Source organism: Erythrobacter sp. W36, from assembly GCF_057364935.1.
On the sequence record NZ_CP200281.1, the window covers coordinates 809,542 to 833,891 of the forward strand.

At 59.4% G+C, this 24,350-nt stretch carries 19 protein-coding genes, 1 tRNA gene and 1 pseudogene; 11 read left to right on the top strand and 10 right to left on the bottom strand.

The features are described from left to right. The first annotated feature begins 19 nt into the window (after positions 1–19). From AC0V6U_RS03975 to AC0V6U_RS03995, 5 genes and pseudogenes are all read left to right on the top strand, one after another. Positions 20–781 (top strand): TonB family protein, encoded by a 762-nt coding sequence (locus tag AC0V6U_RS03975; protein WP_486169373.1) that lies wholly within the window; start codon positions 20–22, stop codon positions 779–781. Positions 782–799: 18 nt separating this feature from the next. Continuing rightward, a complete protein-coding gene (locus AC0V6U_RS03980; protein WP_472644915.1) occupies positions 800–1,141 on the top strand; it encodes a hypothetical protein in 342 nt (113 codons plus the stop codon). A gap of 140 nt (positions 1,142–1,281) precedes the next feature. Further along, positions 1,282–4,047, top strand: a pseudogene (secA, locus tag AC0V6U_RS03985) (preprotein translocase subunit SecA). Between the two features lie 90 nt (positions 4,048–4,137). After that, positions 4,138–4,908, top strand: coding sequence for a sulfite exporter TauE/SafE family protein (locus tag AC0V6U_RS03990; protein WP_472645697.1), 771 nt, complete (start codon positions 4,138–4,140; stop codon positions 4,906–4,908). 73 nt (positions 4,909–4,981) lie between these two features. Next, positions 4,982–5,599 carry a tetratricopeptide repeat protein gene (locus AC0V6U_RS03995; protein WP_472644916.1) on the top strand — a complete coding sequence of 206 codons (618 nt, stop codon included), beginning with the start codon at positions 4,982–4,984 and terminating at the stop codon, positions 5,597–5,599. Between the two features lie 37 nt (positions 5,600–5,636). Here the strand turns inward: AC0V6U_RS03995 and AC0V6U_RS04000 are convergent. After that, a tRNA-Asn gene (locus AC0V6U_RS04000) sits at positions 5,637–5,711 on the bottom strand. Between the two features lie 274 nt (positions 5,712–5,985). Beyond that, positions 5,986–6,774 carry an NAD kinase gene (locus tag AC0V6U_RS04005; protein ID WP_472644917.1) on the bottom strand — a complete coding sequence of 263 codons (789 nt, stop codon included), beginning with the start codon at positions 6,772–6,774 and terminating at the stop codon, positions 5,986–5,988. Positions 6,775–6,909: 135 nt separating this feature from the next. Between AC0V6U_RS04005 and AC0V6U_RS04010 the strand changes: the two genes are divergently transcribed. Beyond that, positions 6,910–7,746, top strand: coding sequence for an EAL domain-containing protein (locus AC0V6U_RS04010; RefSeq protein WP_472644918.1), 837 nt, complete (start codon positions 6,910–6,912; stop codon positions 7,744–7,746). 8 nt (positions 7,747–7,754) lie between these two features. On the opposite strand, the gene AC0V6U_RS04015 is transcribed toward AC0V6U_RS04010, so the two are convergent. The 3 genes from AC0V6U_RS04015 to AC0V6U_RS04025 all read right to left on the bottom strand — a co-directional run bounded on the left by AC0V6U_RS04015 (position 7,755) and on the right by AC0V6U_RS04025 (position 12,273). Next, positions 7,755–8,303 carry a hypothetical protein gene (locus AC0V6U_RS04015; protein ID WP_472644919.1) on the bottom strand — a complete coding sequence of 183 codons (549 nt, stop codon included), beginning with the start codon at positions 8,301–8,303 and terminating at the stop codon, positions 7,755–7,757. A 162-nt stretch (positions 8,304–8,465) separates the two neighbouring features. Beyond that, positions 8,466–11,948, bottom strand: a complete 3,483-nt coding sequence (gene mfd, locus AC0V6U_RS04020) for a transcription-repair coupling factor (protein WP_472644920.1) — start codon at positions 11,946–11,948, stop codon at positions 8,466–8,468. A 46-nt stretch (positions 11,949–11,994) separates the two neighbouring features. Further along, on the bottom strand, positions 11,995–12,273 hold the full coding sequence (locus tag AC0V6U_RS04025; protein WP_472644921.1) for an FAD assembly factor SdhE: 279 nt from the start codon (positions 12,271–12,273) through the stop codon (positions 11,995–11,997). A gap of 164 nt (positions 12,274–12,437) precedes the next feature. Between AC0V6U_RS04025 and recG the strand changes: the two genes are divergently transcribed. Further along, a complete protein-coding gene (gene recG, locus AC0V6U_RS04030; RefSeq protein ID WP_472644922.1) occupies positions 12,438–14,513 on the top strand; it encodes an ATP-dependent DNA helicase RecG in 2,076 nt (691 codons plus the stop codon). On the opposite strand, the gene AC0V6U_RS04035 is transcribed toward recG, so the two are convergent. Next, positions 14,510–14,974: a low molecular weight protein-tyrosine-phosphatase gene (locus AC0V6U_RS04035; RefSeq protein WP_472644923.1), complete on the bottom strand. Its 465-nt coding sequence runs from the start codon at positions 14,972–14,974 to the stop codon at positions 14,510–14,512. The two genes, recG and AC0V6U_RS04035, sit on opposite strands and share 4 nt — an antisense overlap. Positions 14,975–15,016: 42 nt before the next feature. Between AC0V6U_RS04035 and AC0V6U_RS04040 the strand changes: the two genes are divergently transcribed. Both AC0V6U_RS04040 and AC0V6U_RS04045 read left to right on the top strand, forming a co-directional pair. After that, entirely contained in the window at positions 15,017–15,493 is a 477-nt protein-coding gene (locus tag AC0V6U_RS04040; protein ID WP_472644924.1) for a DUF885 family protein, read from the top strand. After that, on the top strand, positions 15,486–16,862 hold the full coding sequence (locus AC0V6U_RS04045) for a DUF885 domain-containing protein (protein ID WP_472644925.1): 1,377 nt from the start codon (positions 15,486–15,488) through the stop codon (positions 16,860–16,862). Before AC0V6U_RS04040 ends, AC0V6U_RS04045 begins: the two co-directional genes overlap by 8 nt. Here AC0V6U_RS04045 and AC0V6U_RS04050 read toward each other — a convergent pair. Next, the gene (locus AC0V6U_RS04050; RefSeq protein ID WP_472644926.1) at positions 16,859–18,253 is read right to left on the bottom strand and encodes an ABC1 kinase family protein; all 1,395 of its coding nucleotides are present in this window, start codon (positions 18,251–18,253) and stop codon (positions 16,859–16,861) included. The genes AC0V6U_RS04045 and AC0V6U_RS04050 overlap by 4 nt on opposite strands. Positions 18,254–18,435: 182 nt before the next feature. Between AC0V6U_RS04050 and AC0V6U_RS04055 the strand changes: the two genes are divergently transcribed. Together AC0V6U_RS04055 and AC0V6U_RS04060 are read left to right on the top strand one after the other, a co-directional pair. After that, positions 18,436–18,891 carry a DUF3429 domain-containing protein gene (locus AC0V6U_RS04055; protein ID WP_486169374.1) on the top strand — a complete coding sequence of 152 codons (456 nt, stop codon included), beginning with the start codon at positions 18,436–18,438 and terminating at the stop codon, positions 18,889–18,891. Positions 18,892–19,090: 199 nt separating this feature from the next. Further along, a complete protein-coding gene (locus tag AC0V6U_RS04060) occupies positions 19,091–19,507 on the top strand; it encodes a hypothetical protein (protein WP_472644928.1) in 417 nt (138 codons plus the stop codon). A 133-nt stretch (positions 19,508–19,640) separates the two neighbouring features. On the opposite strand, the gene AC0V6U_RS04065 is transcribed toward AC0V6U_RS04060, so the two are convergent. From AC0V6U_RS04065 to AC0V6U_RS04075, 3 genes are all read right to left on the bottom strand, one after another. After that, a complete protein-coding gene (locus AC0V6U_RS04065; protein ID WP_472644929.1) occupies positions 19,641–20,531 on the bottom strand; it encodes a hypothetical protein in 891 nt (296 codons plus the stop codon). A 744-nt stretch (positions 20,532–21,275) separates the two neighbouring features. Beyond that, on the bottom strand, positions 21,276–23,162 hold the full coding sequence (locus AC0V6U_RS04070) for a hypothetical protein (RefSeq protein WP_486169375.1): 1,887 nt from the start codon (positions 23,160–23,162) through the stop codon (positions 21,276–21,278). Between the two features lie 4 nt (positions 23,163–23,166). Further along, entirely contained in the window at positions 23,167–24,132 is a 966-nt protein-coding gene (locus AC0V6U_RS04075) for a fimbrial biogenesis chaperone (protein WP_472644931.1), read from the bottom strand. Positions 24,133–24,350 lie beyond the last annotated feature (218 nt).

Sequence of the window (24,350 nt, forward strand, 5' to 3'; positions counted from 1 at the left end):
GCTAAACCGTTCATATCCCATGACAATGGCTCTGCTTGGCGCGCTCTGCGCCGCTCCGCTCGCCGCGCAGGATGAAGCGGTAACCGATGCGGTTGAAGCGGCTTCTGAAACCGCGGCTGACGCTGCCAATGCTGCAATGGCCAAGGCCAGTGAAAAAGCGATGGATGCGGCGGAAGGCATACCTGAGATTCAACTCGCTCCTCCGCCACCGATATCGGTTCAGCCTGCAACTCCCTCAGGGCCAAGAGATCCACAGCCGACTGGCGGCGGGTACAATTGGTTCAGAGGCGCGGTCCTGCCTGCGGATTTGTACTTGCAAGAGGCGCAAGGCAGTGTCCTCTATGAAATGGCGGTCGATGCGGATGGCAAGCCGGTCAGTTGCTCTGTCACCGAGTCTACTGGCTTTCCCGGTCTCGATGACTTTACCTGCGCCACCGCCATGAAGGTGGCGGAGTTTGAGCCTGCGCTTGATGCCGAGGGCAATGCCGTGGCTGGGACATTTTCTGACCGTCATTACTGGCGTTTTCGCAAGCACGAGCTGGACGCATTCTCTGTGAACATCCGCGCAAGAATTGAGGCCGATGGCACAGTGTCGCAATGCGAGATCGTCAATGAGAGTGGTGCACTGCCGAGAAACTTTCCAGGCGATGAGCCATGCAAGGGCTTGTCCCGGCAGGGGCCATGGCGCGACGCCAATGGAGTGCCGCAGGCGCGCATTGTGGAGTTTGGGGTCTCTGTGAAAAGCGAGGCGCCGCTGCCAGCATCGAGCGAGGCTAACTAATGTCAGCCTCTGACGCTGGTGACTGATTACGCTCAGCAGACGCGCGGGCTAGACGAACCGCCTCGCAGAGCATATATCGACATCGCTATGCGCCGTCAGATTATCGCCTTTCTCGCTCTGCTTACCGGGTTTGCCGCCATCGGCTCGCCTGCGCATGCGACATTGGCAGAGGCGCTGAACCAGGACATCGGCGTCGCTGCCGGTGCCGACGCGAATGAGCCGTGCGAGGCGACCACGCCCACCGGCAAGCCAGAAAAGCAAACCGCGAAGTGCAAGGATGCCAAGAAAGGCAAGCCTGTTCGCGTGCCCAAGGTGCTGCGTCTGCCCGTCCTAATGGGTGTTGATCGCGCCTACGAATAGGCGAAGTTTCGCCTTTTAAGTAACGCATTCTGCTGGCGGCGCGAACACCTGCGCAAAGCAGACCGCCCACATTTTTCAGGTCTTAGCGCTCAGCGATCTCGCTGCGCCCACACCGCATTATTTCGACAGGTCCACATCCCATGTTTAACGCAATCGCCAAGTCTCTGTTTGGCTCTTCCAACGATCGTTACGTCAAATCCGTTCGCAAGGTCGTTGATCAGATCAACGCTTTGGAAGAGCAAATTCAGGCGCTTTCTGACGAAGAATTGAAGGCGCAGACGGACAAATTCCGCGAGCAATTGGACGGCGGCAAGACGCTGGATGAGATCCTGCCAGAGGCGTTTGCAACCGTGCGTGAGGCATCGGTGCGCGTATTCGGTATGCGCCACTTTGACGTGCAGATGATCGGCGGCATCGTGCTGCACCGCGGCGAAATCGCGGAAATGCGCACGGGTGAGGGTAAGACCCTGATGGCGACGCTGGCGACTTATCTCAACGCGATTGAGGGCAAGGGCGTGCACGTTGTGACCGTCAATGATTACCTCGCGGCGCGTGATGCGGAATGGATGGGGCAGCTGTACAATTGGCTGGGCCTGAGCGTCGGCGTGGTGGTGCCCAATATCGATGAATATGCCCGCCGCGATGCCTACAATGCCGACGTAACCTATGGCACGAACAACGAGTTCGGCTTTGACTATCTGCGCGACAATATGAAGCATGAGCGCGGGCAAATGGTGCAGCGTCCGTTTAATTTCGGCATTGTCGATGAGGTCGATTCCATCCTGATCGACGAGGCGCGGACCCCGCTGATCATCTCGGGCCCGACCGAGGATAAGTCTGACCTCTACGTCTCGCTCGATGCGGTGGTGAAGGAAATCCCAGAAGATTGGTACGAGAAGGACGAGAAGACCAAGCAGATCCAGCTGACCGAGGACGGCCTCGACAAGGTGGAGCAAATGCTGATCGAAAAGGGCTTGCTCGAAACAGAGAACCTGTACGACGTTGAGAACACGCAAGTGGTCCACCACTTGGATCAGGCGCTGAAAGCCGTGCACATGTTCAAGCGCGATACCGATTACATCGTCAAAGACGACAAGGTCGTCATCATCGATGAGTTTACCGGCCGGATGATGGACGGGCGGCGCTGGTCAAACGGTCTGCACCAAGCGGCCGAGGCCAAGGAAGGCGTCAAGATCGAGCCAGAGAACCAGACGATGGCTTCGATCACCTTCCAGAACTATTTCCGCATGTACCCCAAGCTGTCCGGCATGACCGGTACGGCGGCGACAGAAGCGGCGGAATTCTGGGACATCTACAAAATGAACACGGTCGAGATCCCGACCAATGTTCCGGTCCAGCGGATCGATGAAGAAGACGAATTCTACAAGAATACGATGGACAAGTTTCAGGCGATTGCGAAAGCCATCGCTGAGAAAGCCGAGATCGGTCAGCCGGTGCTGGTCGGCACGGTCTCCATCGAGAAGTCTGAATTGCTGAGCAAATTCCTCGATGAGGAAGGCGTGAAGCACGAAGTTCTGAACGCGCGCCAGCACGAGCGCGAGGCGCATATTGTGGCGCAGGCGGGCTAGCTTGGCGCGGTGACCATCGCCACCAATATGGCGGGCCGCGGCACCGATATTCAGCTCGGCGGTAACCTGGAATACCGGCTCGAGGATGAGCTGAAAGACATCGCGAAAGACGATCCCAAATACGCGCTCGAAGCGGACCGGATCAAAGCGGAAGTGGCCGAGGAACGGGCCAAGGTCCTCGAGGCGGGTGGTCTGTTCGTACTCGGCACAGAGCGGCATGAGAGCCGCCGGATCGATAACCAGCTGCGCGGCCGCTCTGGCCGTCAGGGTGACCCCGGCCTCTCGCGCTTTTACCTCTGCCTGGAAGACGATCTGCTGCGCATCTTTGGCCCAGACACTCTGTTTTCCAAAATGATGAATTCAAACCTCGAAGATGGCGAGGCGATTGGGTCAAAATGGCTGTCCAAGGCCATTGAAACGGCTCAGAAAAAGGTCGAGGCGCGCAATTACGATGTGCGCAAACAGGTTGTCCAATATGATGACGTGATGAACGACCAGCGTAAGGTCATTTACGAGCAGCGCTCTGAAATTATGGATTCTGAGACGGTCGACGATGTCGTCGTCGATATGCGCCATGATACGGTGAATTCGCTGGTCAGCGACGCGTGCCCTCCCGGCTCTTATCCAGAGCAGTGGGATATCGAAACGCTCAGGACCAAGCTGCAAGACGTGTTCGGCATCACGCCTCCATTGGATGATTGGATGGAGGAAGAGCAGGTCGAGCCCGAGCTCATCGAAGAGCGCGTGCGTGAGCAGACCGATGAGATGATCACGGCCAAGATGGCGGAAAGCGATCCGGACCTGTGGCGCGTGGTTGAAAAGGACGTGCTGCTGCGTCAGCTCGACTTCCACTGGAAAGAACACCTCGCCACGCTCGATGCGCTGCGTCAGGTGATCTGGATGCGCGGGATCGCGCAGAAACAACCGATCAATGAGTATAAGCAAGAGGCGTTTGGCCTGTTTGAAACCATGCTCGATACGCTGCGCGAGGAAGTGACCAAGATCCTGTTCCAGGCGGAATTGCGCATGGCGCCGCCAGAGGCAGAGGCACTGCCTGATCTGCCCGATTTCCTCACCGGCCATATCGATCCGCTCACCGGGCTCGACAATTCCAACGATGGCGACGGCTCGGCAGAGCGGCCGGAAATGTTCGGCTCGCTCGCTGGTTCACCGCGCGCGGCATTTGGGCCGGGCGGGTCCAATGCAGACAATCCCTATGCGAACCTCAACGTCAGCCGCAATGCGCCGTGCCCATGCGGGTCTGGCAACAAGTACAAGCATTGCCACGGCGCAGCGGGCGGCAAGAGCGCGGCATAACAGCATGGCTGGGGGCAGCGCGCGTGACGTCATGACGTCAGCGGCTGCTCGCCCAAGTTTTGACGGGGCGCATCGGAGCGCGCGAGTATGATGCTGGGCGCGGTTCCGGTGCTGCTCGCGGCGGCGTTCTTTGTCACCGCTTTGCTATATGCGGCAGTTGGGTTTGGCGGCGGGTCAACCTATGCCGCATTGCTGGCGATCTCAGGGCTGGATTACCGGCTGCTGCCGTTGGTGGCGCTTGCGTGCAATATCATCGTGGTTGCGGGCGGCAGTGTACGTTTCGCGCGGGCGAAAATCACCCCGTGGCGCGGCGCGATTGTGATGACTGCTCTGGCCGCACCGGCGGCCTTGGTGGGCGGGCTCACCCCGATTGACCGCGAGACCTTTATGCTGCTGCTTGGCATCAGCCTGGTGCTGACCGGGATCACCATGCTCATCCCGCTGAGGGAGCAAGCGGCGGGGGCGGGGGAGCTGGAGTCCCCCACGCGCTTCGCAAAAACGATGCCGTTCGTCGCCGCGCCGCTCGGTTATCTGGCGGGGCTGGTCGGCATTGGCGGAGGAATATTTCTCGCCCCGCTATTACACCTCACCCGCTGGAAAGACCCACGCGCCATCGCCGCAACCGCCAGTTTCTTCATTCTGGTCAATTCACTGTTCGGCCTCGTAGGCCAGCTACTGAAACAAGGTCCCGCCGCATTCGGAGGCGCTGTCGGCGCAGCGCTACCGCTGCTGCTCGCTGTAGCCATTGGCGGACAAATCGGCAGCCTGATGGCGGTGAAGTTCCTACCGCAGCGCGTGATCCGCTGGCTTACGGCTGCGCTTGTTATGGTAGTGGGGGTGAGGTTGTTGGTGGGGCTTTGAGTTGCCAAAACCAACATGAATGCATCGTCTAAATTGCTCGTAAAAGTCCGTGAGACTAGCTAGTTTGAATCAAATGGACGAGATCGACACCATAGGAGAGGCACTTAGGTTTGAGTGGGATATCGACGAGCAGAGCTCGCAGATATGGGACACGATGCAACTGGCAGAACACAAGCCTTCGGAGGCTCTCATCGCTCTTGAGGAGATGGCAAAAAATGGCTCGCGATTAGCAATGATCTGTTTGGGGGATTTATTGCTTTTTGGTTCGTACGGATTTCCGCAAGACACCCAGAGCGCAGAGCATTGGTTAAGGAGAGCTGCTGAACTTGGATCGATTGAAGGTCGATTTTGCTTGGCGAAATTGCTTGAGTTAACTTCAAGATTTGTTGAAGCAGAGGAAGAGTATCTGAAACTCGCCGAATTGGACTACGCTCCAGCGATGTATGTGTTGGCTTTTCAATATTGGTACGGCAAAAAATTTCGGAAAGATCGAGAGTTGTCGGTGAAGTATTTCAATCACGCGATCGAGACCGGACATTTGTATGCAGAGATACACTTGGCCAAGCTGCAGCGTCGGGGAGAGTTCGGATTCTCAGCACGCTTAATTGGTTTCTACAAGCTGTTGAAACTGATCGTGCCAGTTACACTTGTCGCGTGGAAATACCCGAAAAGCGACCTGCTTCGGCGATGACTGACGCCGAGCATTACGTTCCAACAATGTAAGAAAATGGCTCCCCGAGTTGGATTCGAACCAACGACCAAGTGATTAACAGTCACCTACTCTACCGCTGAGCTATCGGGGAGCAGCCCGATAGGCGAAGAGGCCCTATATGGGCGCGTGCTCGGCAATGCAAGAGAGATTGATGGTGTTTTTGTGATTTTACCTCGGGCACATTTGAGGTGGATATGCCCAAAGTCTTTGGCTTGGTGGCGGAGCACGGTGGCGAAGCCGCCGCAGGGGCGGTTTTCTGGATTCAATGCCAGGCCACCCGCGCCCTCCACCCTTCCACCCGGAGCCTACCGGGATACCATCCGGGTGGAAGGGTGGAGGGCGCGGGTGGCTAGGTCACCGCAAAACTAAAGCGCAAACTGCTCCGCCACGATCCGCTCATCCAGCGAGTGACCCGGATCGAACAGCAAGGTCAGCTCCGTCTCGCGCTCAATCCTTAGCGTCACATCGGCAATATCGCGCAGTTCGCGCTGGTCAGCCACGGCGGACACGGGGCGCTTTTGCGGCTCCAGAATGCGGAACTTCACCGGCAGATGGTCGGGCAGGATCGCTCCGTTCCAGCGGCGCGGGCGAAATGGGCTGATCGGGGTGAGGGCGAGCAGCTCGCTGCCCAGCGGCAGTATCGGGCCATTGGCCGAGAGGTTATAGGCGGTCGAACCAGCGGGCGTGGACAGCAGCACGCCGTCGCACACCAGCTCTTTAATCCGCACCCGGCCATTCACCGACACCTCAATCTTGGCGGTTTGGCGCATCTCGCGCAGCAGCGAGACCTCGTTGATGGCGAGGAAGGTGTGCTCGCTGCCATCCTGCGTCACCGCATCCATGCGCAGCGGCGCGATCTTGAACGGCCGGGCGCGCTCCACCCGGCGCATCACATTGCCGCCGTCGCGGTATTTGTTCATCATAAACCCGACCGTGCCCAGGTTCATGCCGTAAGCCGGGATCACCCGGCCAGCGTCCAGCATGGCGTGCAAAGTTTGCAGCATAAAGCCATCGCCGCCCAAGACGATTGCCACATCGGCGCTCTCCAGCGGCACCCACTCATGCTCGTGCTTCAGCGCATTATAGGCGGCCTGAGCGCGTTCGGTCTCTGAGGCAAGCAATGCAACGCGCTCAAACTCGTGTCTTTTTGGCAAGCTTTCCGTCCTTAAATTCGCAGCCGTACCTGTGGCTATCCACAGCGGCGCGCTAGTCACTTGCCCTGATGTTCCAAATCTGGGCGGATTGCAATTGGCATGGGCGCGGCGCTCAGTTTAGGGTAGGCGACAACGATGGACTCAAAGCGGCCTTCTTTGCGCGGTGCGCCCTCTGTTTCTGAGCGCGGTGCCCTGCCCGGGGTAAAGCCCGGTATGCTGGAGGCGGACTTGCTGCGCGCGCTCGATCGGCGCGAGATTGAGGTGCTGTTTCAGCCGCAATTCGCCTGCTCTGATGGGGCGATTGTGGGTGCGGAGGCGCTGGCGCGGTGGCAGCATCCCAGCCTTGGCGAGATTGGCGCGCGGGATTTGTTTGCGATTGCAGAGCGTGCGGCGTTGGTCGCGCCGCTCTCTCGCCATGTGGTGGCGCGGGCGCTGGAGGATGCGAGCGAGTGGCCCACGAACCTGCATCTTTCGCTGAATATCACGCCGGAGGAATTGGGCGATCCGCGCTTTGCCGCTGACTTTGCGGAGCTGATCGGGCGCAGCGCGATCGCGCTAGCTCGGCTCGTGCTGGAGATTACAGAGGACGTGCTGCTGCGCAATTTGCAGCAAGCGGCTGAGGCGCTCAGCGCTTTGCGGGCGCTCGGCTTTAAGACGGCGCTCGATGATTTCGGCGCGGGCTTTTGCAACTTTCGCTATTTGAAAGAGCTGCCGCTGGACGCGCTGAAGCTCGACAAGGTGATGGTCGAAGGCATCCCCGGCGATGCCAAGGATCTCGCGGTGTTCCGCGCGATTGTGGGGCTGGGCCGGGCGCTTGGTCTCGCTGTGGTGGCCGAGGGGATCGAAAGCGAGATCCAGCGCGCGACCGTGATCAGCGAAGGCTGCAATTACTGGCAGGGTTTCCTACGCGCGCAGCCAATGCGCAGTGACAAGATGCTTGCCCTCTCACGCACCGCCCATGGAGCCGGGTGAAGAGCACTTCATTCTTCAAGCAGCGGCCGTTTGAAGTAATGAAATGGAAGCCAGCTTGATACATAGGTCCAACCGGCCTTCTGCATCTCCCCAATCATGGGGGTCCCAATTCGGCGTTGATATTCCCAATTGTGCGGCGAGGGGCGAAAGACAAGGCTCAAAATCCCTGTTTTAACAAGCTCCCGTCCCATCATGCCTTCTTCACGTAGGATTTCGACTTCGTTGAACGCGGTTGCTCCAAATCGCCGGATCGTCTCGCCGTCGTTCTCAGGTGCCTCATCCACGGGCCCTTCGGGTTTGAACCGTTGTTGCGCCGCCTGTTTGGAAATCCCGAGCGTATCTCCGATATCGGTCCAACTCAGCCCAGTGCGCCGCGCAGCATCCACCCAGCGATGCAATTCCAGTTTTGCTTCGTCAGCCAATATGTGGGCTGCTGTTATCGCGTCCTTAAGCTCACCCGGGGTTTCGCCCACGAATGGCGGTTGGCGGATTCCTGCCCACTTTTCCATGATCGAAGCGGTCTGAGCTCTTAAGAACTTTTGTTCTGCCAATTTCATATATCTCTCCGTCAATATTTACTTGACGATCCGTCAATCTGATATTGACGGATGAATGTCAACCTTTAGTTGACGCTCACCCAAGGTATGAGGCGCTCTGCTCAAGCGTCAGGAGCGGCTTGTCACGTTTCGTTTCTATTGGGAGACGCCTCAAGCGGACTATCAAGCCGCAGCCGTCTTCGCCTTCTTCACCACACCAGACAGACCCTTAGTCAGTTGGAACAGACCGTTGAGGCGGCTGCGCGGGTCGGCCCAAGCGCGGTTGATCACCAGTTTCATATCGGGCCGCAATTTGGCGGTGCCAGCCAAGCGGTCGACATAGGCGAGCAACCCCGCTGGATCGGGGAAATTGTCCTCGTGAAAGGTCACCAGAGTGCCGCGCGCGCCGACATCGATCTTGGCGATATTGGCCTCGATTGCTTGGTGTTTGATCTCGATCAGGCGGACCAGGTTTTTTGTCGGATCGGGTAGGTCGCCAAAGCGGTCGATCATCTCCGCCGCCATGCTTTCGATCTCAGCCTTGTCGGCCGCTTGGTTGAGGCGGCGATAGAGCGCCATGCGTACGGCCAGATCGGGGACGTAATCCTCTGGAATCATGATCGGCGCATCGACTGTAATTTGCGGTGAGAGCGCGGTGCGTTCGCTCGTCAGACCCGCTTCGCCAGCCTTTGCCGCAAGGATCGCGTCCTCCAGCATGCTTTGGTAAAGCTCAAAGCCGACCTCGCGGATATGGCCGGACTGCTCATCGCCCAGCAAATTGCCAGCGCCGCGAATATCGAGATCGTGACTGGCCAGTTGGAAGCCCGCGCCAAGCGAGTCGAGATCGCTCAAGACCTTAAGGCGTTTCTCTGCAATTTCAGAGAGCTGCACATCCTTGCGATACGTCAGATAGGCATAGGCGCGCAGTTTCGAACGGCCTACGCGGCCGCGCAATTGGTACAGCTGCGCAAGACCAAAGCGGTCCGCGCGGTGGATGATGATGGTGTTCGCGCTGGGCAGGTCGAGGCCGGATTCGACGATCGTGGTCGACAGCAGAACCTCATATTTACCCTCGTAAAAGGCGCTCATGCGTTCTTCGATTTCGCCCGCGCTCATCTGGCCGTGGGCGGAGACGGATTTCACCTCTGGCACGTGCTCGGCCAGCCATTCCTCGACATCGGCCATGTCCGAAATGCGGGGGACGACGATGAAGCTTTGCCCGCCGCGATGATGCTCGCGCAGCAGTGCCTCGCGCATCACCATATCGTCCCACTCCATCACATAGGTGCGCACCGCCAAGCGGTCGACAGGAGGGGTCTGAATGGTGGAGAGTTCGCGCAGGCCCGCCATCGCCATTTGCAGCGTGCGCGGGATCGGCGTGGCGGTGAGCGTCAGCATGTGCACGTCGGAGCGGAGCTGCTTCAGCTTCTCCTTGTGGGTGACCCCAAAGCGCTGTTCTTCATCGACGATGACCAGGCCCAAGTTCTTGAAATTGGTCGATTTGGACAGGATCGCGTGGGTGCCAATGACAATGTCGATATCGCCGCTGGCTAGGCCGTCGCGGGTGTCTGACATCTCTTTTGACGAAACGAGGCGCGAGAGCTTACCAACATTGAGCGGGAAGCCGGCAAAGCGCTCTGAAAAGTTCTGAAAATGCTGGCGAGCGAGCAGGGTGGTGGGTGCGACCACAGCGACTTGCTGTCCGTTCATGGCCGCAACAAATGCCGCGCGCAGGGCAACCTCGGTCTTGCCGAAACCGACATCGCCGCAGACCAAACGGTCCATCGGGCGGCCGCTTTCCAGGTCGCGCAGGACATCGGCGATCGCCGCGTCCTGATCGTCGGTTTCTTCCCATGGGAAGCGGTCAACGAATTGGTTGTAGCTGGCCTCGTCAGCGGCCAGCGAAGGCGCCTTTTTGAGCGCACGCTCGGCGGCGACTTTCATCAGCTCACCGGCGATCTCACGAATGCGCTCTTTCAGATTTGAGCGGCGCCGCTGCCATGCTTCCCCGCCCAGCTTATCGAGCATAACGGCATCTTCGGATGAGCCATAGCGCGACAGCACATCGATGTTCTCAACCGGGATGAACAGCTTGTCACCGCCCCGATATTCCAGGCTGACGCAATCGTGCTGGCTCTTGCCAACGGGGACAGGGTCGAGGCCGAGATATTTGCCTATCCCATGCTCAACGTGGACGACCAGATCGCCGCGACCTAGCGCTTGCAGTTCGGCGAGGAAGGCATCGGAATCCTTACGCTTCTTCTTGCGCCGGACCAGCCGATCACCCAGCACGTCTTGCTCGGTGAGGACCTCCATTTGTTCGTTGGAAAACCCGGTGTCGAGCGGCAGGACCATCGCCACAACGCCGCCTTTGACTGATGCGCCTAGCGCTTCTTGCCAGCTGTCGGCGACCTGCGTTTTGACGCCCGCTTCGGAGAGGATTGAGGTGATGCGAGAGCGGCTGCCGGTGGAATAGGCCGCGAACAAAGCGCGCTTGCCGGATTTGGCGAGCGCGGCAAAGTGCTTCGCGCCTTCTTCATAGACATTGTCGCCGCGTGCGCGCTCTGGCGCGAAATCGCGCGCGGAGTTGAAACCGAAGTCGATGTTCGTGTCGCTGTCCGGTGCGGCGAAAATCTGGCTGCGGTGCGCAGGAGCGCTGGCGATGGCGGCGTCGAATTCTTCGCTGGATAGGTAGAGCGCTTCGGCTTCCAGCGGGCGATAACTGCCCGCCGCTTCGCCAGTGGTGCGGGTGCGCTGTTTGCAGTAATCCGCAATGTCGCCCAAGCGTTCGCTTGCGGCCCCGATTGCGCCATTGTCGATTACCACCACGTCGTCTTCCGCGAGGTGGTCAAACAAGGTCGTCAGGCGCTCTTCAAACAGTGGCAGCCAATGCTCCATCCCGGCTAGGCGGCGGCCATCGCTGACCGCTTCGTACAGCGGGTCTTGCGTCGCGGCCGCGCCGAACATCTCGCGATAGCGGCTGCGGAACCGCGCAATGCTGTCCTCATCGATCAGCGCCTCTGAGGCGGGCAGCAGCAGATGCGATTTAAGCGTGCCGGTGGATCGCTGAGTGCTGGGATCGAACAGGCGCAGGCTCTCCAGCTCATCGCCAAAGAAATCGAGCCGCAGGCCTTGCTCCAGCGAGGAGGGGAAGATGTCGACAATCGAACCGCGCACGGCAAATTCGCCGTGGTCGATCACAGTGTCCGTGCGTGAATAGCCCTGACGCGTTAGCAACGCAGCCAGGCTCTCATGGCCAATCGTCGTGCCTTGCTTAAACTCGCGCACGCTTTCGCGAATGCGAAACGGGGTCAACACGCGTTGCAGCACGGCGTTGACCGTGGTGATCAGCAATTGCGAACCAGAGTCCGGATTTTGCAGCGCATGGAGCGTCGCCAGCCGCTTCGCACTGACCGATAGAGCCGGGCTGGCGCGGTCATAGGGCAGGCAATCCCACGCCGGAAATTCGATCACCTCCACTTCGGGCGCGAAGAATTTCGCTGCATCGCTGGCCGAGCGCATCGCCGCATCATCGGGCGCGATGAACACCGCCCGCTGCCGCGCCGCGCGAGCCAGATCGGCCAGCACCAAGGGCAGACTGCCCCGCACCAGCGAGGACAGTGTGAGCGGTGCATCCGCCGCTAATATGCGCGAGAGATCAGGCATGGTGTCGGGTCAAGTCTTGGGTGAGAGGATGGTTCCAGCGCGCCAGTCAGCGGCTCATATCGACATAGTCGAGGCGCTGCATCAGTTCGATCAGCGGCCCCTGAAAACGCGGCGGTGTCGGCTGAGATTTGAGCGCCCAGGCCATCACATCGACATCGTCTTCCGCCAGCAGGTCTTCAAACCACGCCATCTCCGCCTCGCCCCAGCTTTCGTGGTAGCGATCAAAGAATCCGCCGATCATATAGTCGGCCTCACGCGTGCCGCGGTGCCAGCTGCGAAATTTTGCGCGGGCTAGGCGTTCTTGGAAATCTGGTTTTTCGGTCATGCGGGGCGCAGTAGTTGTAGTGCGCGGCATCTTCAACTCGTCATTGCGAGTGAAACGAAGCAATCCAGTGTCTTGGGGCCCCAATTGTTGAAAAAATGGGCGATGGATTGCCGCGTTGCCTTTGGCTCCTCGCAATGACGAAACAGTGATGGTAGCGCTGCGGCATGCGCCCTGAGGTTCTCAATCCCCTGTTTGTCGAAGCGACCGCGCTGGAAGGTGTCGGTCCCAAGCTGATGAAGCCGCTGGAGAAGCTGGGCCTCACGCGGGTGCGCGATCTGGCCTATCATCTGCCAGAACGATTTGTGACACGCCGAACCGTCGATGACTTGGATGCGGTAGGCGAGGGCGAGCAGGTGATCATTCCCCTGACCCCGACGGAGCACCGCGCGCCGCGCAATCCTGGCCGCGGTCCTTACCGCGTGCTGGCGGCGGATGAAGCGGGCAATATCTGCGCGCTTACCTATTTCGGACGCGCGGCTTACACCGCGAAGAAACTGCTGCCGGTCGGGGAGAAGCGCTGGATCGCGGGCCGGGTGGATCGGTATGGCGATATGCTTCAGATCGTCCATCCTGACCATGTTGAGAAAGACGCCTCAGCGCATCTCGCGCGCCTTAATGAGCCGGTTTATCCTTTGTCTGAAGGGCTGACACAGCCGCGCATGGCCGGGCTGGCGGCACAGGCGCTCGAACGCCTGCCAGAGCTGGCCGAATGGATCGAGCCGAGCCAGTTTGAGCGCGAGGGCTGGCCCGCGTGGCGCGATGCCTTGGTACTGGCGCATAAGGATGAGAATGCGCGCGCGCGCGACCGGCTCGCCTATGATGAGCTGCTGGCAAATTCGCTCGCGCTATTGCTGGTCCGCGCGGATGGCAGGCGGCGCAAAGGGCAGCCATTGGCGGGCGATGGCTCGCTGCGGGCGAAGCTTGACCTGCCCTTCGCGCTGACGGGCGCGCAGACCCGTTCGATTGGTGAGATTGAAGGCGATCTGGCACAAGAGGCGCCGATGCTGCGCCTGCTGCAGGGCGATGTCGGCGCGGGTAAGACCGTGGTGGCCTTGGAAGCCATGCTGATCGCGAATGAAGCGGGCAAGCAAGCGGCTCTGCTTGCGCCGACGGAAATTCTCGCTCGCCAGCATTATGAGACTTTGCGCACCATGGCCCGGCCAACTGGGGCTGAAGTCGCACTGCTAACGGGACGGGCGAAGGGCAAGGAGCGCGAGGGCATCCTGATGGGACTGCTCGACGGCTCGATTGATATTCTGGTCGGCACCCATGCGATCTTTCAGGACACGGTCGCCTATAAGGATCTGGGCCTGGTCGTGATTGATGAGCAGCACCGCTTTGGCGTGGCGCAGCGCCTGCAATTGGCCGCAAAGGGCAAGCGCGCGCCGCATACGCTCGCGATGACCGCAACGCCGATCCCGCGCACGCTGACCCTCGCGCAATATGGCGAAATGGATGTGAGCCGCTTGGATGAACTGCCACCGGGCAGGCAGGCGATTGATACCCGCGTGGTCGCGCAGGACCGGATGGAAGACGTCGTCGCTGGTGTCGTGCGCCACGTCGGGTCTGGACAGCAGGCCTATTGGGTGTGCCCGATGGTGCGCGATAGCGAAGTGGCCGATATCGCTGCGGCAGAGGCGCGCTATGCTGCGCTGAAAGAGCGTTTTGGCGATGATGTCGTGATGGTCCATGGGCAGCTCAAACCAGAGGAAAAAGATGCCAATATGGAGGCCTTTGCCAGCGGCCGGGCGAAGCTGCTGGTCGCAACCACGGTGATCGAGGTTGGCGTTGATGTGCCGAGCTCAACCTTGATGGTGATCGAACAGGCCGAACGCTTTGGTCTCGCGCAATTGCACCAGCTGCGCGGGCGCGTGGGAAGGGGCGCGGATAAATCCGTATGTCTGCTGCTGCGCGGGAATGAGATGTCGGAGACGGGGCGCAAACGGCTGGCTCTGATGCGCGAGACGCAGGACGGCTTCCGCATCGCTGAGGAAGACCTAGAGCTGCGCGGCGGCGGTGAGCTGCTTGGCACACGGCAGTCAGGTGATGCCGCCTTTCGCATCGCCAATCTGGAGCAGGTGCAGCGCTTGCTACCCGCTGCCCATGCTGACGCGCGCCTGCTGATCGAAGGCTCGCAAGAGGACGGCGGCTGGCAATCGAGCAAACGCGGCGAAGCAGCGCGGCAATTGCTCTATCTGATGGAACGCGATTGGGGCGTGCAGCTGCTACGCGGGGGCTAGGGCTTCAACTGCTTCACCAAGGCCTCGGCTGCCGCATTCACATCTTCCCAAGTGCACTCAAACTGGTCTTCGCCATCGTAATACGGGTCCGCGATCGCTGCGCCTTCGCGGCCTGGCACGGCGTCCATCAGCAGTGAGACCTGCGCGCCTGTGCCAGCGGGCCGCATGGCCTCGATATTGCGCAAATTCTGGTGATCCATCGCAAAGATATGGGTGAAACGGGTGAAGTCCTCCGCCGCCAATTGCCGTCCGCGCAGGCCCGAGATATCGATCCCATTGGCCGCCGCGGTCTCAACCGAGCGCGGGTCTGGCGGCGAGCCCACGTGATAGGCCGCCGTGCCGCAGCTATCGATTTCCACGTCCAGTCCCCCTCTTTCCGCTGCTGCGCGCATCGCGCCTTCGGCCAAGGGGGAGCGGCAGATATTGCCGAGACAGACGAACAGAAGCGCGGGTTTTTGCATCGCTAAGTCTTACTGGACCGCCGCTCGCCCAAGCAATATGCAATGCGTGAAACAGGAGAGAATTTCATGCGTTCCATGATCGCCGCTTTCGCCCTTGCTGCAACATCGCTGACCGCGCCCGCCTATGCTGGCCCGAAAGAGGATTATGAGGATCTGCGCGAGGAAGTGTGGCAGGCGGTGCTCGACAGCGATCCTCAGCTGGCCACAAGCGTTGGTGATCGGCGCGGCGATGGGAAGCTCGGTGATCTCTCGCTCGCAGAATATGACCGAGCGAATATTGAGGCGGAGGGGTTCCTCGCCCGGCTATACCAGATCAATGCCGATGATTTGCCGCAGGATTTGCAGATCGATTACGCAGTTTTGCGGCGCAGCATTCAGGACCAGCTGACGGGCGCGCAATTTGATCACACCCGCTATCAGATATTCACCAATCGCGGCGGTTGGTTCACTGGCTTTGCCTCGCTGCCCAACCGTTCGCCGTTGTTCACGCTGGCCGACTACGAAAGCTATATTGGCTAAGCTGGAGGGCTATGCCCAGGTCAACGCCGATGGCATCGCCCGCAGCCGCGAGGCCATCGCGCGCGGCCTAACCCATGCATGTGAGCCGATGCAGGGATTGGAAGATCGCATTGCTCGCCAAATCGTGGATGACAGGGAACAATCACCATTCTGGAAGCCATTTGCAGGTGACAAGCCAGCCGCGATCTCGCACGCAGACTGGGAGAACCTAAAGGACCGGGCGAGCGTCGCATTGGAAGAGGCGGTCTTCCCGTCCTATCGCGATTTCCTGAACTTCTACACCGAGGAATATGCACCCAATTGCCGCACGGGCACACCCGGCGTGCTCGCGACGCCGGGCGGCAAGGAATATTACGATTACCGTGTCAAAAGCTTCACCACGACCGATATGACGGCGGATGAGGTGCACGATCTCGGCCTGTCAGAGGTCGCGCGGATCCGTGCTGAAATGGTCGAGGTCGCTAAGCAAGCGGGCTTTGACACGCGCGAGGCCTTCGTCGAGCACCTGCGCACCGACCCGCAATATTACATGACCGATGCGGACGAGTATCTCGCTTATACTCAGGCACTGGCCAAGCATATCGATGGCTTCATGCCGAAGCTGTTCGGCCGCTTGCCGCGCAATCCCTATACGGTCTCGCCGATCCCCGCAGCACAGGCGCCGGGCAATACGACGGCCTATTACGAGCCCGGTTCATTGAAGACCGGCCAAGCGGGCATTTACCGGCTCAACACAACAGAGTTGGATCAGCGGCCCTTGTGGGAGCTGCCCGCGCTAGGCGTGCACGAGGCGGTGCCGGGGCATCACCACCAAATCTCATTGCAGCAGGAATTGGACATCCACCCGCTGCGCGCGAATGGCACCTATTTCACCGCCTTTGTGGAGGGGTGGGGTCTCTATTCAGAGCGGCTCGGGATCGAGATGGGGCTGTATGACACGCCCGCGAAGGAAATGGGGCGTTTGAGCTATGAAATGTGGCGCGCGACCCGTCTGGTGGTCGACACGGGCATTCATTCAAAGGGTTGGTCGAAGCAACAAGCGGCGGATTACATGCTGGATAACACCGCACTGTCGCCTGCCAATATCGACGCCGAGGTCAATCGCTACATCACCTGGCCGGGACAGGCGCTGGCGTACAAAGTTGGCGAGCTGAAGATCAGAGAGTTGCGCAAAAGGGCGGAAGACCGGCTGGGTGCCAACTTTGACCTGCGCGCCTTTCACGACACCGTTCTGGAGAATGGATCAATCCCGCTTTCAGTTCTTCAGCTTCACGTGTTGGGCTGGATTCAGGACGAGCAAATCCGGATCAATCGCGAAAAGCGCGCAGCCGAAGTCGCAGCAGAAGCGGAGCAAGGCGGCGCAGATTAAGCCGCCTTCGCGGGCAGCGGATCGGTGCTTGCGAGCACTTCTTCGCTGATCCTGCGGATGTTCACCTGAGCCTTCAGGCGCGCACCGAGCAGCGCGGTGCCGCTCACCTTGCGCTGAACGAATAGGGTTTCAACCGGCGGAAAGGCCCAGGTGTCCTTGTCCTGCGCGATTTGCATGCCCTCATCACGCAGCAATGGGACAAACGCGCGGTTGCCAAAGTCGAACGGCGCATCCTCGCGCATTTCACCCACAACAATGTCGATCATCTTGTCGACCCGCTCACCATGTTTCTCGACCACGATAGGGAGCATAAATCCGGCGGCGATGGTTTCTTCGCGCACCTTGTCCTTGTCGCCTGCCAATCCCGCTTCGAGCAAGCGCCGATAGGCATTGCCGACATCAGGATCGACATCGCGGCACGCGCCAAAGTCGAGCAGCACGATCTCGCCCGTTTCCTTACGATAGCGGAAATTGGCGAAGTTCGGATCGGTTTGCATCACGCCAAATTCAAACAGCTCGCGCGCGACAAGGTGCATCAGGCGGCCCATCACTTCATCGCGGCGCTCATCCGTTTCGTTCTCCAGCTCTTCGATGGAGCTGCCTTCTTCAAAGCTCATGGCGAGGATGCGGCCTCGGGTCAGTTCCTTGTGCAAGCGCGGTACGACGAAGCCTTGCTCGCCCGCCAAGCGCTCTCGGTACATCTCCATCTGCGCGCCTTCGCGGTGGTAATCCGCCTCTTCGTGCAGCTGTTTCTTCGCCTCAGCCAGCAGCGCGTCGATCTCCAGCTCTGGCGGGGCAAAGCCGGATACGCGCAATAGGGTCATCACATTGTCCACGTCGCTGTCGATGCTGTCAGCGATGCCGGGATATTGCACCTTGATCGCAAGCTCCTGACCATCACGGGTCAGCGCCTTGTGCACCTGGCCGATACTGGCGGCGGCGATGGGGCGCGGGTTGAACCAGCGGAACTGTTTGCGCCAGTCCGTTCCCCATTCCTGTTTCAGCACGCTGTCGAGCTGCTTTGCGGGCATGAAATTCGCCTGATCGCGCAAGGTGGCGAGGATTTTCGCGAGTTCCGGCGGCAGGAAGTCGCCCGAATCCATGCTGATCATCTGCCCCATCTTCATCGCCGCACCGCGCAGGTGGGAGAGACGGTCGGTCATGCGCTGAACATTGCCGGGTGTCAGGACGAGATCGCGCGCATTGATGCCTTCGCCGCGAGCCAGCCTGCGCGCGCCCTCGGCCATCATTCCGCCAGCCACGCCGGAGGCGAGCCTGCCGAAAGTGGCCAGCCGAGACACTCGGCCTGATGGCACGGCGCGCTGGCGAGCTTTGTCTTCCCGGCTTTCAGCGGGGCGGCTGTTTTCGTCGAAAGTGTCGTCGCTGCTCAATGTCTATCCGATCAAATGGCGAGGGGGTATCCGCGCGGTTACCCGACAAAACGGTTCGGCCCTCGCAGCGTTCCTAGTCTTATGTGATCACTGTGCAAACCGGCGCTATGCGGTGATGAGAGGAGGGCATTGCATGAACAACTGGCGGGAACCAATCGCCTATGCCAAACGCTGCCCCCTCGATGACACAAGACGCTTCTCTCACTCTGGCCGCGCGAATTCTTGGCTATGCCGGACTGCTCCCGCAAGCGATCGCGCTCGGCCTCGTGCTCTATGGTGGGGAGGCGGCCTATGTCGCGCTGGCAGGCGGGTTTGCCTATGCGGCGCTCATCTTCAGCTTTTTGGGCGGCGTGTGGTGGGGCCAGGCGCTGGCGAAGGGCAATGCGGGCGCGGGCTCTTACCTGATGGCGGTTTTGCCCAGCCTGATCGGTCTCGCGCTGTTCCTGCCATGGACCTTTGGCTGGGAATGGCCGGGTCCGGCGCTGCTTTATCTCGGCGTATTGATCGCGCTCAGCCCGCTAGTTGACCGCGCTTTGGGCTATGCTGCGCGCGATTTCCTGTCGCTGCGATGGCAATTGTCGATCGGGCTGGGCGCGCTGACATTTGTGCTGGGTCTAGCTGCGAACCGCATCGTTTAGCCGTCAGGCTCAAAATCAGACTAACGCCGTATTACCGCCTAGTAGCCTCGCGGGATTAACCTAAATTCCGACCGGATTTCAATATTCGAAGTCGTTAACGGAGGCCTATTCGGCGCTCATTTGAAGCTCCGCGTTAACCCTAAGTCGCAGCTAAGATTTCACCAACATCGCATATTGGGGTTCGCATAGGAGACCAACTATGCGTCAGAAAATTATCTATGCCATGCCCGTTGCGGCAATGATGTTTGCGGCCACGCCAGCGATGGCTGGCGAGCGTGCACAAGGCGGCTTTCGCGTTAGCGCGCAAGTCCCCGTTTCATGCAAGATTGAGCCAGGCGTGTTCAGCGCTCAGGACGATAATGAAGTGGTAACAGGCACTTTGTTCGAAGCGTGCAACACCAATCGCGGCTTCTCCGTGATCGCAACGCACCGCGAGCTGGCCGTCGGTGAGCGCGTGAGTGTCCAATATGGCCGCGACACCAGCGAGCTGAACCCGGGCGGTTTCTCCTTTGTCGCAATGCGTGCAGGTGCGCGTTTTGGCCCAGTGCCAGTGACAATCCAGACAGGCGACATTGCGCAGCCCATCTCGATCAGCTTCTCGCTGACGGCTGTCTGACTTACCCAATCCCCGTAAAACGCGAACGGCCAGCATCCACATCGGGTGCTGGCCGTTTGCTTGTTTGGGCCTGGCGTTGGCCGTGTAACCCTGCTGGCGATGCGCTGCACTGCTGCCAGATGCTGGTCTCTGATTAGATCGCGCTAACCGACACTCTGACGCGGTCGGCATATTTGCCAGCTTCGGCAAAGAATGGATCCACCATCACTCGCAGCGGGTGCAAATCGCCCAGTGAATCTGTGTGCTCCACGAACTCGCGGCCATTCGCGCCCATCAGATCGACCTTCTCGCCGCGCATGCGCAGCACATAGGGGATCTCATCGCGCCCTTGATGATGGCGCAGCACGCCCTGGTTTTCAGAGGTGAACTCAACGCGGTAAGGCGACGTGCTCCAAATCCGCAGGCCAAAGGGATCGGACCGGGTGAAGGCATCCGGGTCCAAAGAACCGAGGTTGATGCGCCGCACGCTGCCGCGCCCGCTGGCGCCGACGATGCGAAGGGCAACCGCGGATGGAATGTTGACCCGTACGGAGAGCTCCAAGGTATCGACCAAATCGCCATTTGCATCGCGCAGGGTGGCGACGAAATCGCGCGAATAGGTGCCCGCATCGAGACCCCATTCGGTCGGGAAGCCTAGCTGCACGCGCACTGCGCGGCCATTGCGGCTGCCCGGGACACCGCGCAGGAACAGATCATTGTTGATCGGACCTGCGGTTGCATCATCTGCCAGGACCTCTAGGCGCTGACCGCCGGAGCTGAAGTTGAACTGGACCGGATCATCAGCGGCCACGCTGTCCCGGCGAGCAATGCGCATAAACGCCTCGCATGGGCCGTTGCCAGCTGCGTTGCGGACCCGAATTTCAAAGTTTTCGCGGGCACGCTCACCAGCGCCGATTTGAATGCCTGAGACGTTCACGTTCTCTGTCGTGTCAACGAATTCGGGGCGGCAGCCGCCATCTTGAGCAGAAACCGAGGCGCCCGCGCAAAGGGCGCCAGCAACGAAAATGGTGCGAAGAATGGTCATAATATGCTTCCTTATTCCTCGATCGCCGGGAGCTTAACGTCACCCAAGCGGAACAAACCTTCTGAATCGTCCGGCACCGTAAATTCAAAGCTGGACGCGCCATTATCATAAGTGACGCGGTAGCTCTTGCCCGGTGCAAAGCCGATCATGCCGAAGCGGCCTGTAGAATTGGTGAAGAACTGTTTTTCTTCAAATTCGTCATCATCCAGCGCGACAATCGTACCAGAGACGAGCGAAACGGGCTCTTCACCGCGATAGAGATTGCCGACGATGCTGACGAAGTAATCGTTGCCGACCTCGAGCGTGTACCCGGCCCGGTATGGGGGATCCAAGCGCACTGAGCCTTCTCCGATATCGTAACCAATCGCGCCGCCTTCGACATCATATTGGACAGTTTGGTCGGTGTAGGATGACAGGCGACCTTGCAGCGCGCCGCCAAAGAAACCGCTGTTCGCTTCGTATTCGTTGTCGGCCAGCGTGCGGCCGCTGATCACTTCGCCTTCGGCCAAGGTTTCATGCGGATGGACGATCACAAAGGCGTCGCGCACTGGACGGCCAATCGCGAACTCCTTGCCAGCGAAGGCGAGGGAGGTGCCGATCTGCAAACGGTAGCGTTGCTCTTGGTCGATGCTGCCAAAATTCTCGCCAGCAGTGAAGGTCGAGAAGCGGGTGTCAAATCGGTTTGCGGTGTAATCAAATGAAGCGTCGATACGCGACTGGTTGGGGTCGCTTGTGATGCCAACGTCATAGCCAAATGATCCGACGCGGTTTTCGCTGCCTTTTGACAGGTTTGCGCGGACGGTTTCGGACCTGCTGCGATAATCGGCGAGGGCGCGCGTGCTTGGGCCGAAAACGTAAGAAACGCCTACGCGCGTGCCCCATTCGCTGCCAAAGGCATCGCCGGTGCCATATTCTGCGCCGATTGTGACCTGCAAGCGGTCGCTGATGCGGTGGATGTAATCCACGAAGACGTTGGTTAGATCTTCCTGCGGCCCAGAGCGGTGCGAATAAAGCGCGTTTAGCCACCATCCTGCCCCGTTCGTTCAGAGTGCGGTTATAGTTTGCACTGACCGTTACCAGATCGAAGGCCACAGGAATTAGGCTGGAGATGGTGGTGAAACCCTCTCCGGTGTAATCCACATTCAGCGTAAAGCCGCTGCGGTTGGTGAAGCTGTTGCCGCCGGTAAAGCGATAGCTCGCCCGCGCCGCAAAGCCGGTTCCGCCTTGCTCGCTGAAGCTTGCGGCCCCTTGCAGATCGAAGAAGCCTGGGATGAATTGCGGCACGATGCTGCTTTCCACACCGAACAGCTGAACGTCTTCAGAAAGCTGAGCGGCGCCGCCCAAAACGAGATTGGCCGAAACGCCTTTGCGATAGAGCCCGGTTACGGCGATATCATTGGTGTAATTCGGCTCAAACGCGAGGTCGCGGGCGATGAAGCCTGCGGCAAAGGAGTATTCCTCTTCGCCGGCTTCCAAATCGAGCGGTTGGAAGAAATAGTCGAGATTTACGAGCTGTTCGCGTCCGCCAGAATCGCGGATTCTCAGTTCAACGTCGTTTGCGCCGAGTTGAACCGGAAGGCTGGCGAGATCATAAGTTCCTGCGTCTAGCTCCAAGCGTTGGAATTGATCGCCATTGATCACGACATCGACTGTGGAGCGGTTATCGAGGAAAATTTCGCCTGCGCCCAAACGAGCAGCGGGCAGAAATGGATCGAACACACGGCGGCTCTTTTCGACGCTAACACCGCCAAGGAATGGGGTGCGCAGCAGGCTGAGCGATTCCAGGCGCAGGTCACCCGCAGCAAAGCGGCGGTACTTCTCGCGCTGATCATAGACAGCCCGAACGCCGCGGCGGAAAAACCGCATGCCATCGCCAAGCTGATCTGAATAAGCCCCATCATATTCGACCACAATGTCGCCGATGCGGGTTGCGCCATCGAAGAAGAATTCTGGCGTGAACTCGTCTTCCTCGGTGTCATATTCAAGATTGGTGTTGATGTTGAGATAGGCCGAAAATTTCTCAGGCTCGAGCAGTGTCAACTCTTCGCGGCTGCTTCTGGAGTCTTGAGCGATCAAATCGCGGGTTTGCCGCAGAGTGCCATCAATCTGGACAATCGTGACCTCCAGCAAGTTCTGATTGAACGCAAGCTCAATGCCCGCTTCGGCCAGCGGCTCGGGGCGGATGCTCTCGCGGTTCGCGCTGTAGGTGTCGAACCGGCGCAAACCTTCTTCATTCAGGATCAGAGCAAGCTGCTCGCGCAACATGTCCGTGCCGATGAGGACGCTGCCATCGCGTTCAACTTTTACCGCGACATCGCCAAGCACTTGGCTGCCTGAGACGAGCGGGACGTTGAATTCGAGCGAAGGGCGCTCCTCAACCGTTTCCACTTCGGGCTTGCGCTTGACGAATGTGATGCCCGAGCGCGTTACGGCTTCCGGCTCATCATTCGCTGGAACAGCAGGTTCGGCCGGTTCAGATGGTGCGGTCTGGCCAGTCTCATCACGAGTGGGATCGGCTGGCGCATTGTCCTGAGCATAGGCGGCTGTGGCAAGCGGAGCTTGCAAACACCAGGCGAGTGCAACCAGGCTCAATGCCGGGGACTGCAGAGCTATCTTTGTGGGGCGCATCATGGCCTCACTGCTCTACTGGTGTGTCAATCTCGATCGTAACCGAGGCGGGATCGAGTTCGGCGTCCATTGGGACGAAGAACAAGCGATCTTTGCCCGGAGCGACCACACCTGCGCCGATAAATCTTGCGATTTGCTCGGGGGTGAATGTCGCTTCGAAGGGCTCGCCATCGGTGCGTGTGCCGGTCATTCGCCATGTCGAAAGACCTGCTAGGAAGTAGCGGTTGCCATCATTGCCAACGAGAACTTCCAACCCTTTTTCTGCGCGGGTTGGCGGAGGAGCGTCAGGATCTTCCTCAGTCTCGGTGGCGTCGGTGGTGGGGATTTCGATTGTTGCTGGAGGAGTGGCGGGAGTGGACCCATCATTCTCAGCAGCGGTCAGGGCCGCATCGCGAGCGTCTTGCTCAGCTTCCAATGCAGCTTGCTCCTCTGCCGCGCGCTGAGCTTCGAGCTCATTGATCTCACTCTGGAGCAGCGGGACTTCACGGGTAACAGAGCTAACTTCGCGGACGACGGGTTCAGAGCGTGCACCTTCCGGGAATACGTTCATCAGAACATTGTAATTGATGACGACCTGGACCTGCGACTGTGCCTCCGCATCAATCTCAACCGGCAACTGCCGGATCGACATGTAGTAGATTTCTGAAGTGGCAATATCGGGATCACCGACATACTGGACTCGGAAAACCTGGCGTGACTTGCTCTTCAACAGAACCTGAGTGGGGAATACGAGGAAATCTTCTTCGGCCGGGGTCAGTTCAAGCTCACCCTCGGTCGAGATGTCACCGCGCATCATCAGCACTTCGTAGGCGATGTCATTGTTTGCATCGCTCACCATTTCGATGCGCGTGACTGCGCCGCGGCCGTCAGGCTCAAGGTCTGCGATCATTGGCGAAACGCGAGCGGCCATTGCGGCGCTAGGCGTTAGTAATAGAGCGAGCGCGCTGAAGGCTGCCCAAATCGGCCGAAACATGGAAAAATCCCCCTACAAGTCAGCAGTGCGCCCATGCACAGTGTCTTGGTATCCTCGAAACCGACCCTTGTTTTTGTTAGTGGATCTCAAATAAAGTCCAACTATCGCCTCGCGCAAGTGAATTAACTCTTAATCAAGAGCGGCTTGCCGGAGCTGTGTCTTTTGGGTTGAACCGTTGTGGTTTCTCACCCGGAGTTGAATCGGGGGAAAGGAACGAA

What these genes read in the sequence shown, in the direction of transcription:
- AC0V6U_RS03975 (WP_486169373.1), top strand. Translation starts at nt 20, where the DNA reads ATGACAATGGCTCTGCTTGGCGCGCTCTGCGCCGCTCCGCTCGCCGCG.
- AC0V6U_RS04035 (WP_472644923.1), bottom strand. Translation starts at nt 14,974, where the DNA reads ATGCAAAAACCCGCGCTTCTGTTCGTCTGTCTCGGCAATATCTGCCGC.
- AC0V6U_RS04075 (WP_472644931.1), bottom strand. Translation starts at nt 24,132, where the DNA reads ATGTTTCGGCCGATTTGGGCAGCCTTCAGCGCGCTCGCTCTATTACTA.
- AC0V6U_RS04065 (WP_472644929.1), bottom strand. Translation starts at nt 20,531, where the DNA reads ATGACCATTCTTCGCACCATTTTCGTTGCTGGCGCCCTTTGCGCGGGC.
- AC0V6U_RS04025 (WP_472644921.1), bottom strand. Translation starts at nt 12,273, where the DNA reads ATGACCGAAAAACCAGATTTCCAAGAACGCCTAGCCCGCGCAAAATTT.
- AC0V6U_RS04060 (WP_472644928.1), top strand. Translation starts at nt 19,091, where the DNA reads ATGCGTCAGAAAATTATCTATGCCATGCCCGTTGCGGCAATGATGTTT.
- recG (WP_472644922.1), top strand. Translation starts at nt 12,438, where the DNA reads ATGCGCCCTGAGGTTCTCAATCCCCTGTTTGTCGAAGCGACCGCGCTG.
- AC0V6U_RS04040 (WP_472644924.1), top strand. Translation starts at nt 15,017, where the DNA reads ATGCGTGAAACAGGAGAGAATTTCATGCGTTCCATGATCGCCGCTTTC.
- AC0V6U_RS03990 (WP_472645697.1), top strand. Translation starts at nt 4,138, where the DNA reads ATGCTGGGCGCGGTTCCGGTGCTGCTCGCGGCGGCGTTCTTTGTCACC.
- AC0V6U_RS03995 (WP_472644916.1), top strand. Translation starts at nt 4,982, where the DNA reads ATGGACGAGATCGACACCATAGGAGAGGCACTTAGGTTTGAGTGGGAT.
- AC0V6U_RS04070 (WP_486169375.1), bottom strand. Translation starts at nt 23,162, where the DNA reads ATGATGCGCCCCACAAAGATAGCTCTGCAGTCCCCGGCATTGAGCCTG.
- mfd (WP_472644920.1), bottom strand. Translation starts at nt 11,948, where the DNA reads ATGCCTGATCTCTCGCGCATATTAGCGGCGGATGCACCGCTCACACTG.
- AC0V6U_RS04055 (WP_486169374.1), top strand. Translation starts at nt 18,436, where the DNA reads ATGACACAAGACGCTTCTCTCACTCTGGCCGCGCGAATTCTTGGCTAT.
- AC0V6U_RS04015 (WP_472644919.1), bottom strand. Translation starts at nt 8,303, where the DNA reads ATGAAATTGGCAGAACAAAAGTTCTTAAGAGCTCAGACCGCTTCGATC.
- AC0V6U_RS04010 (WP_472644918.1), top strand. Translation starts at nt 6,910, where the DNA reads ATGGACTCAAAGCGGCCTTCTTTGCGCGGTGCGCCCTCTGTTTCTGAG.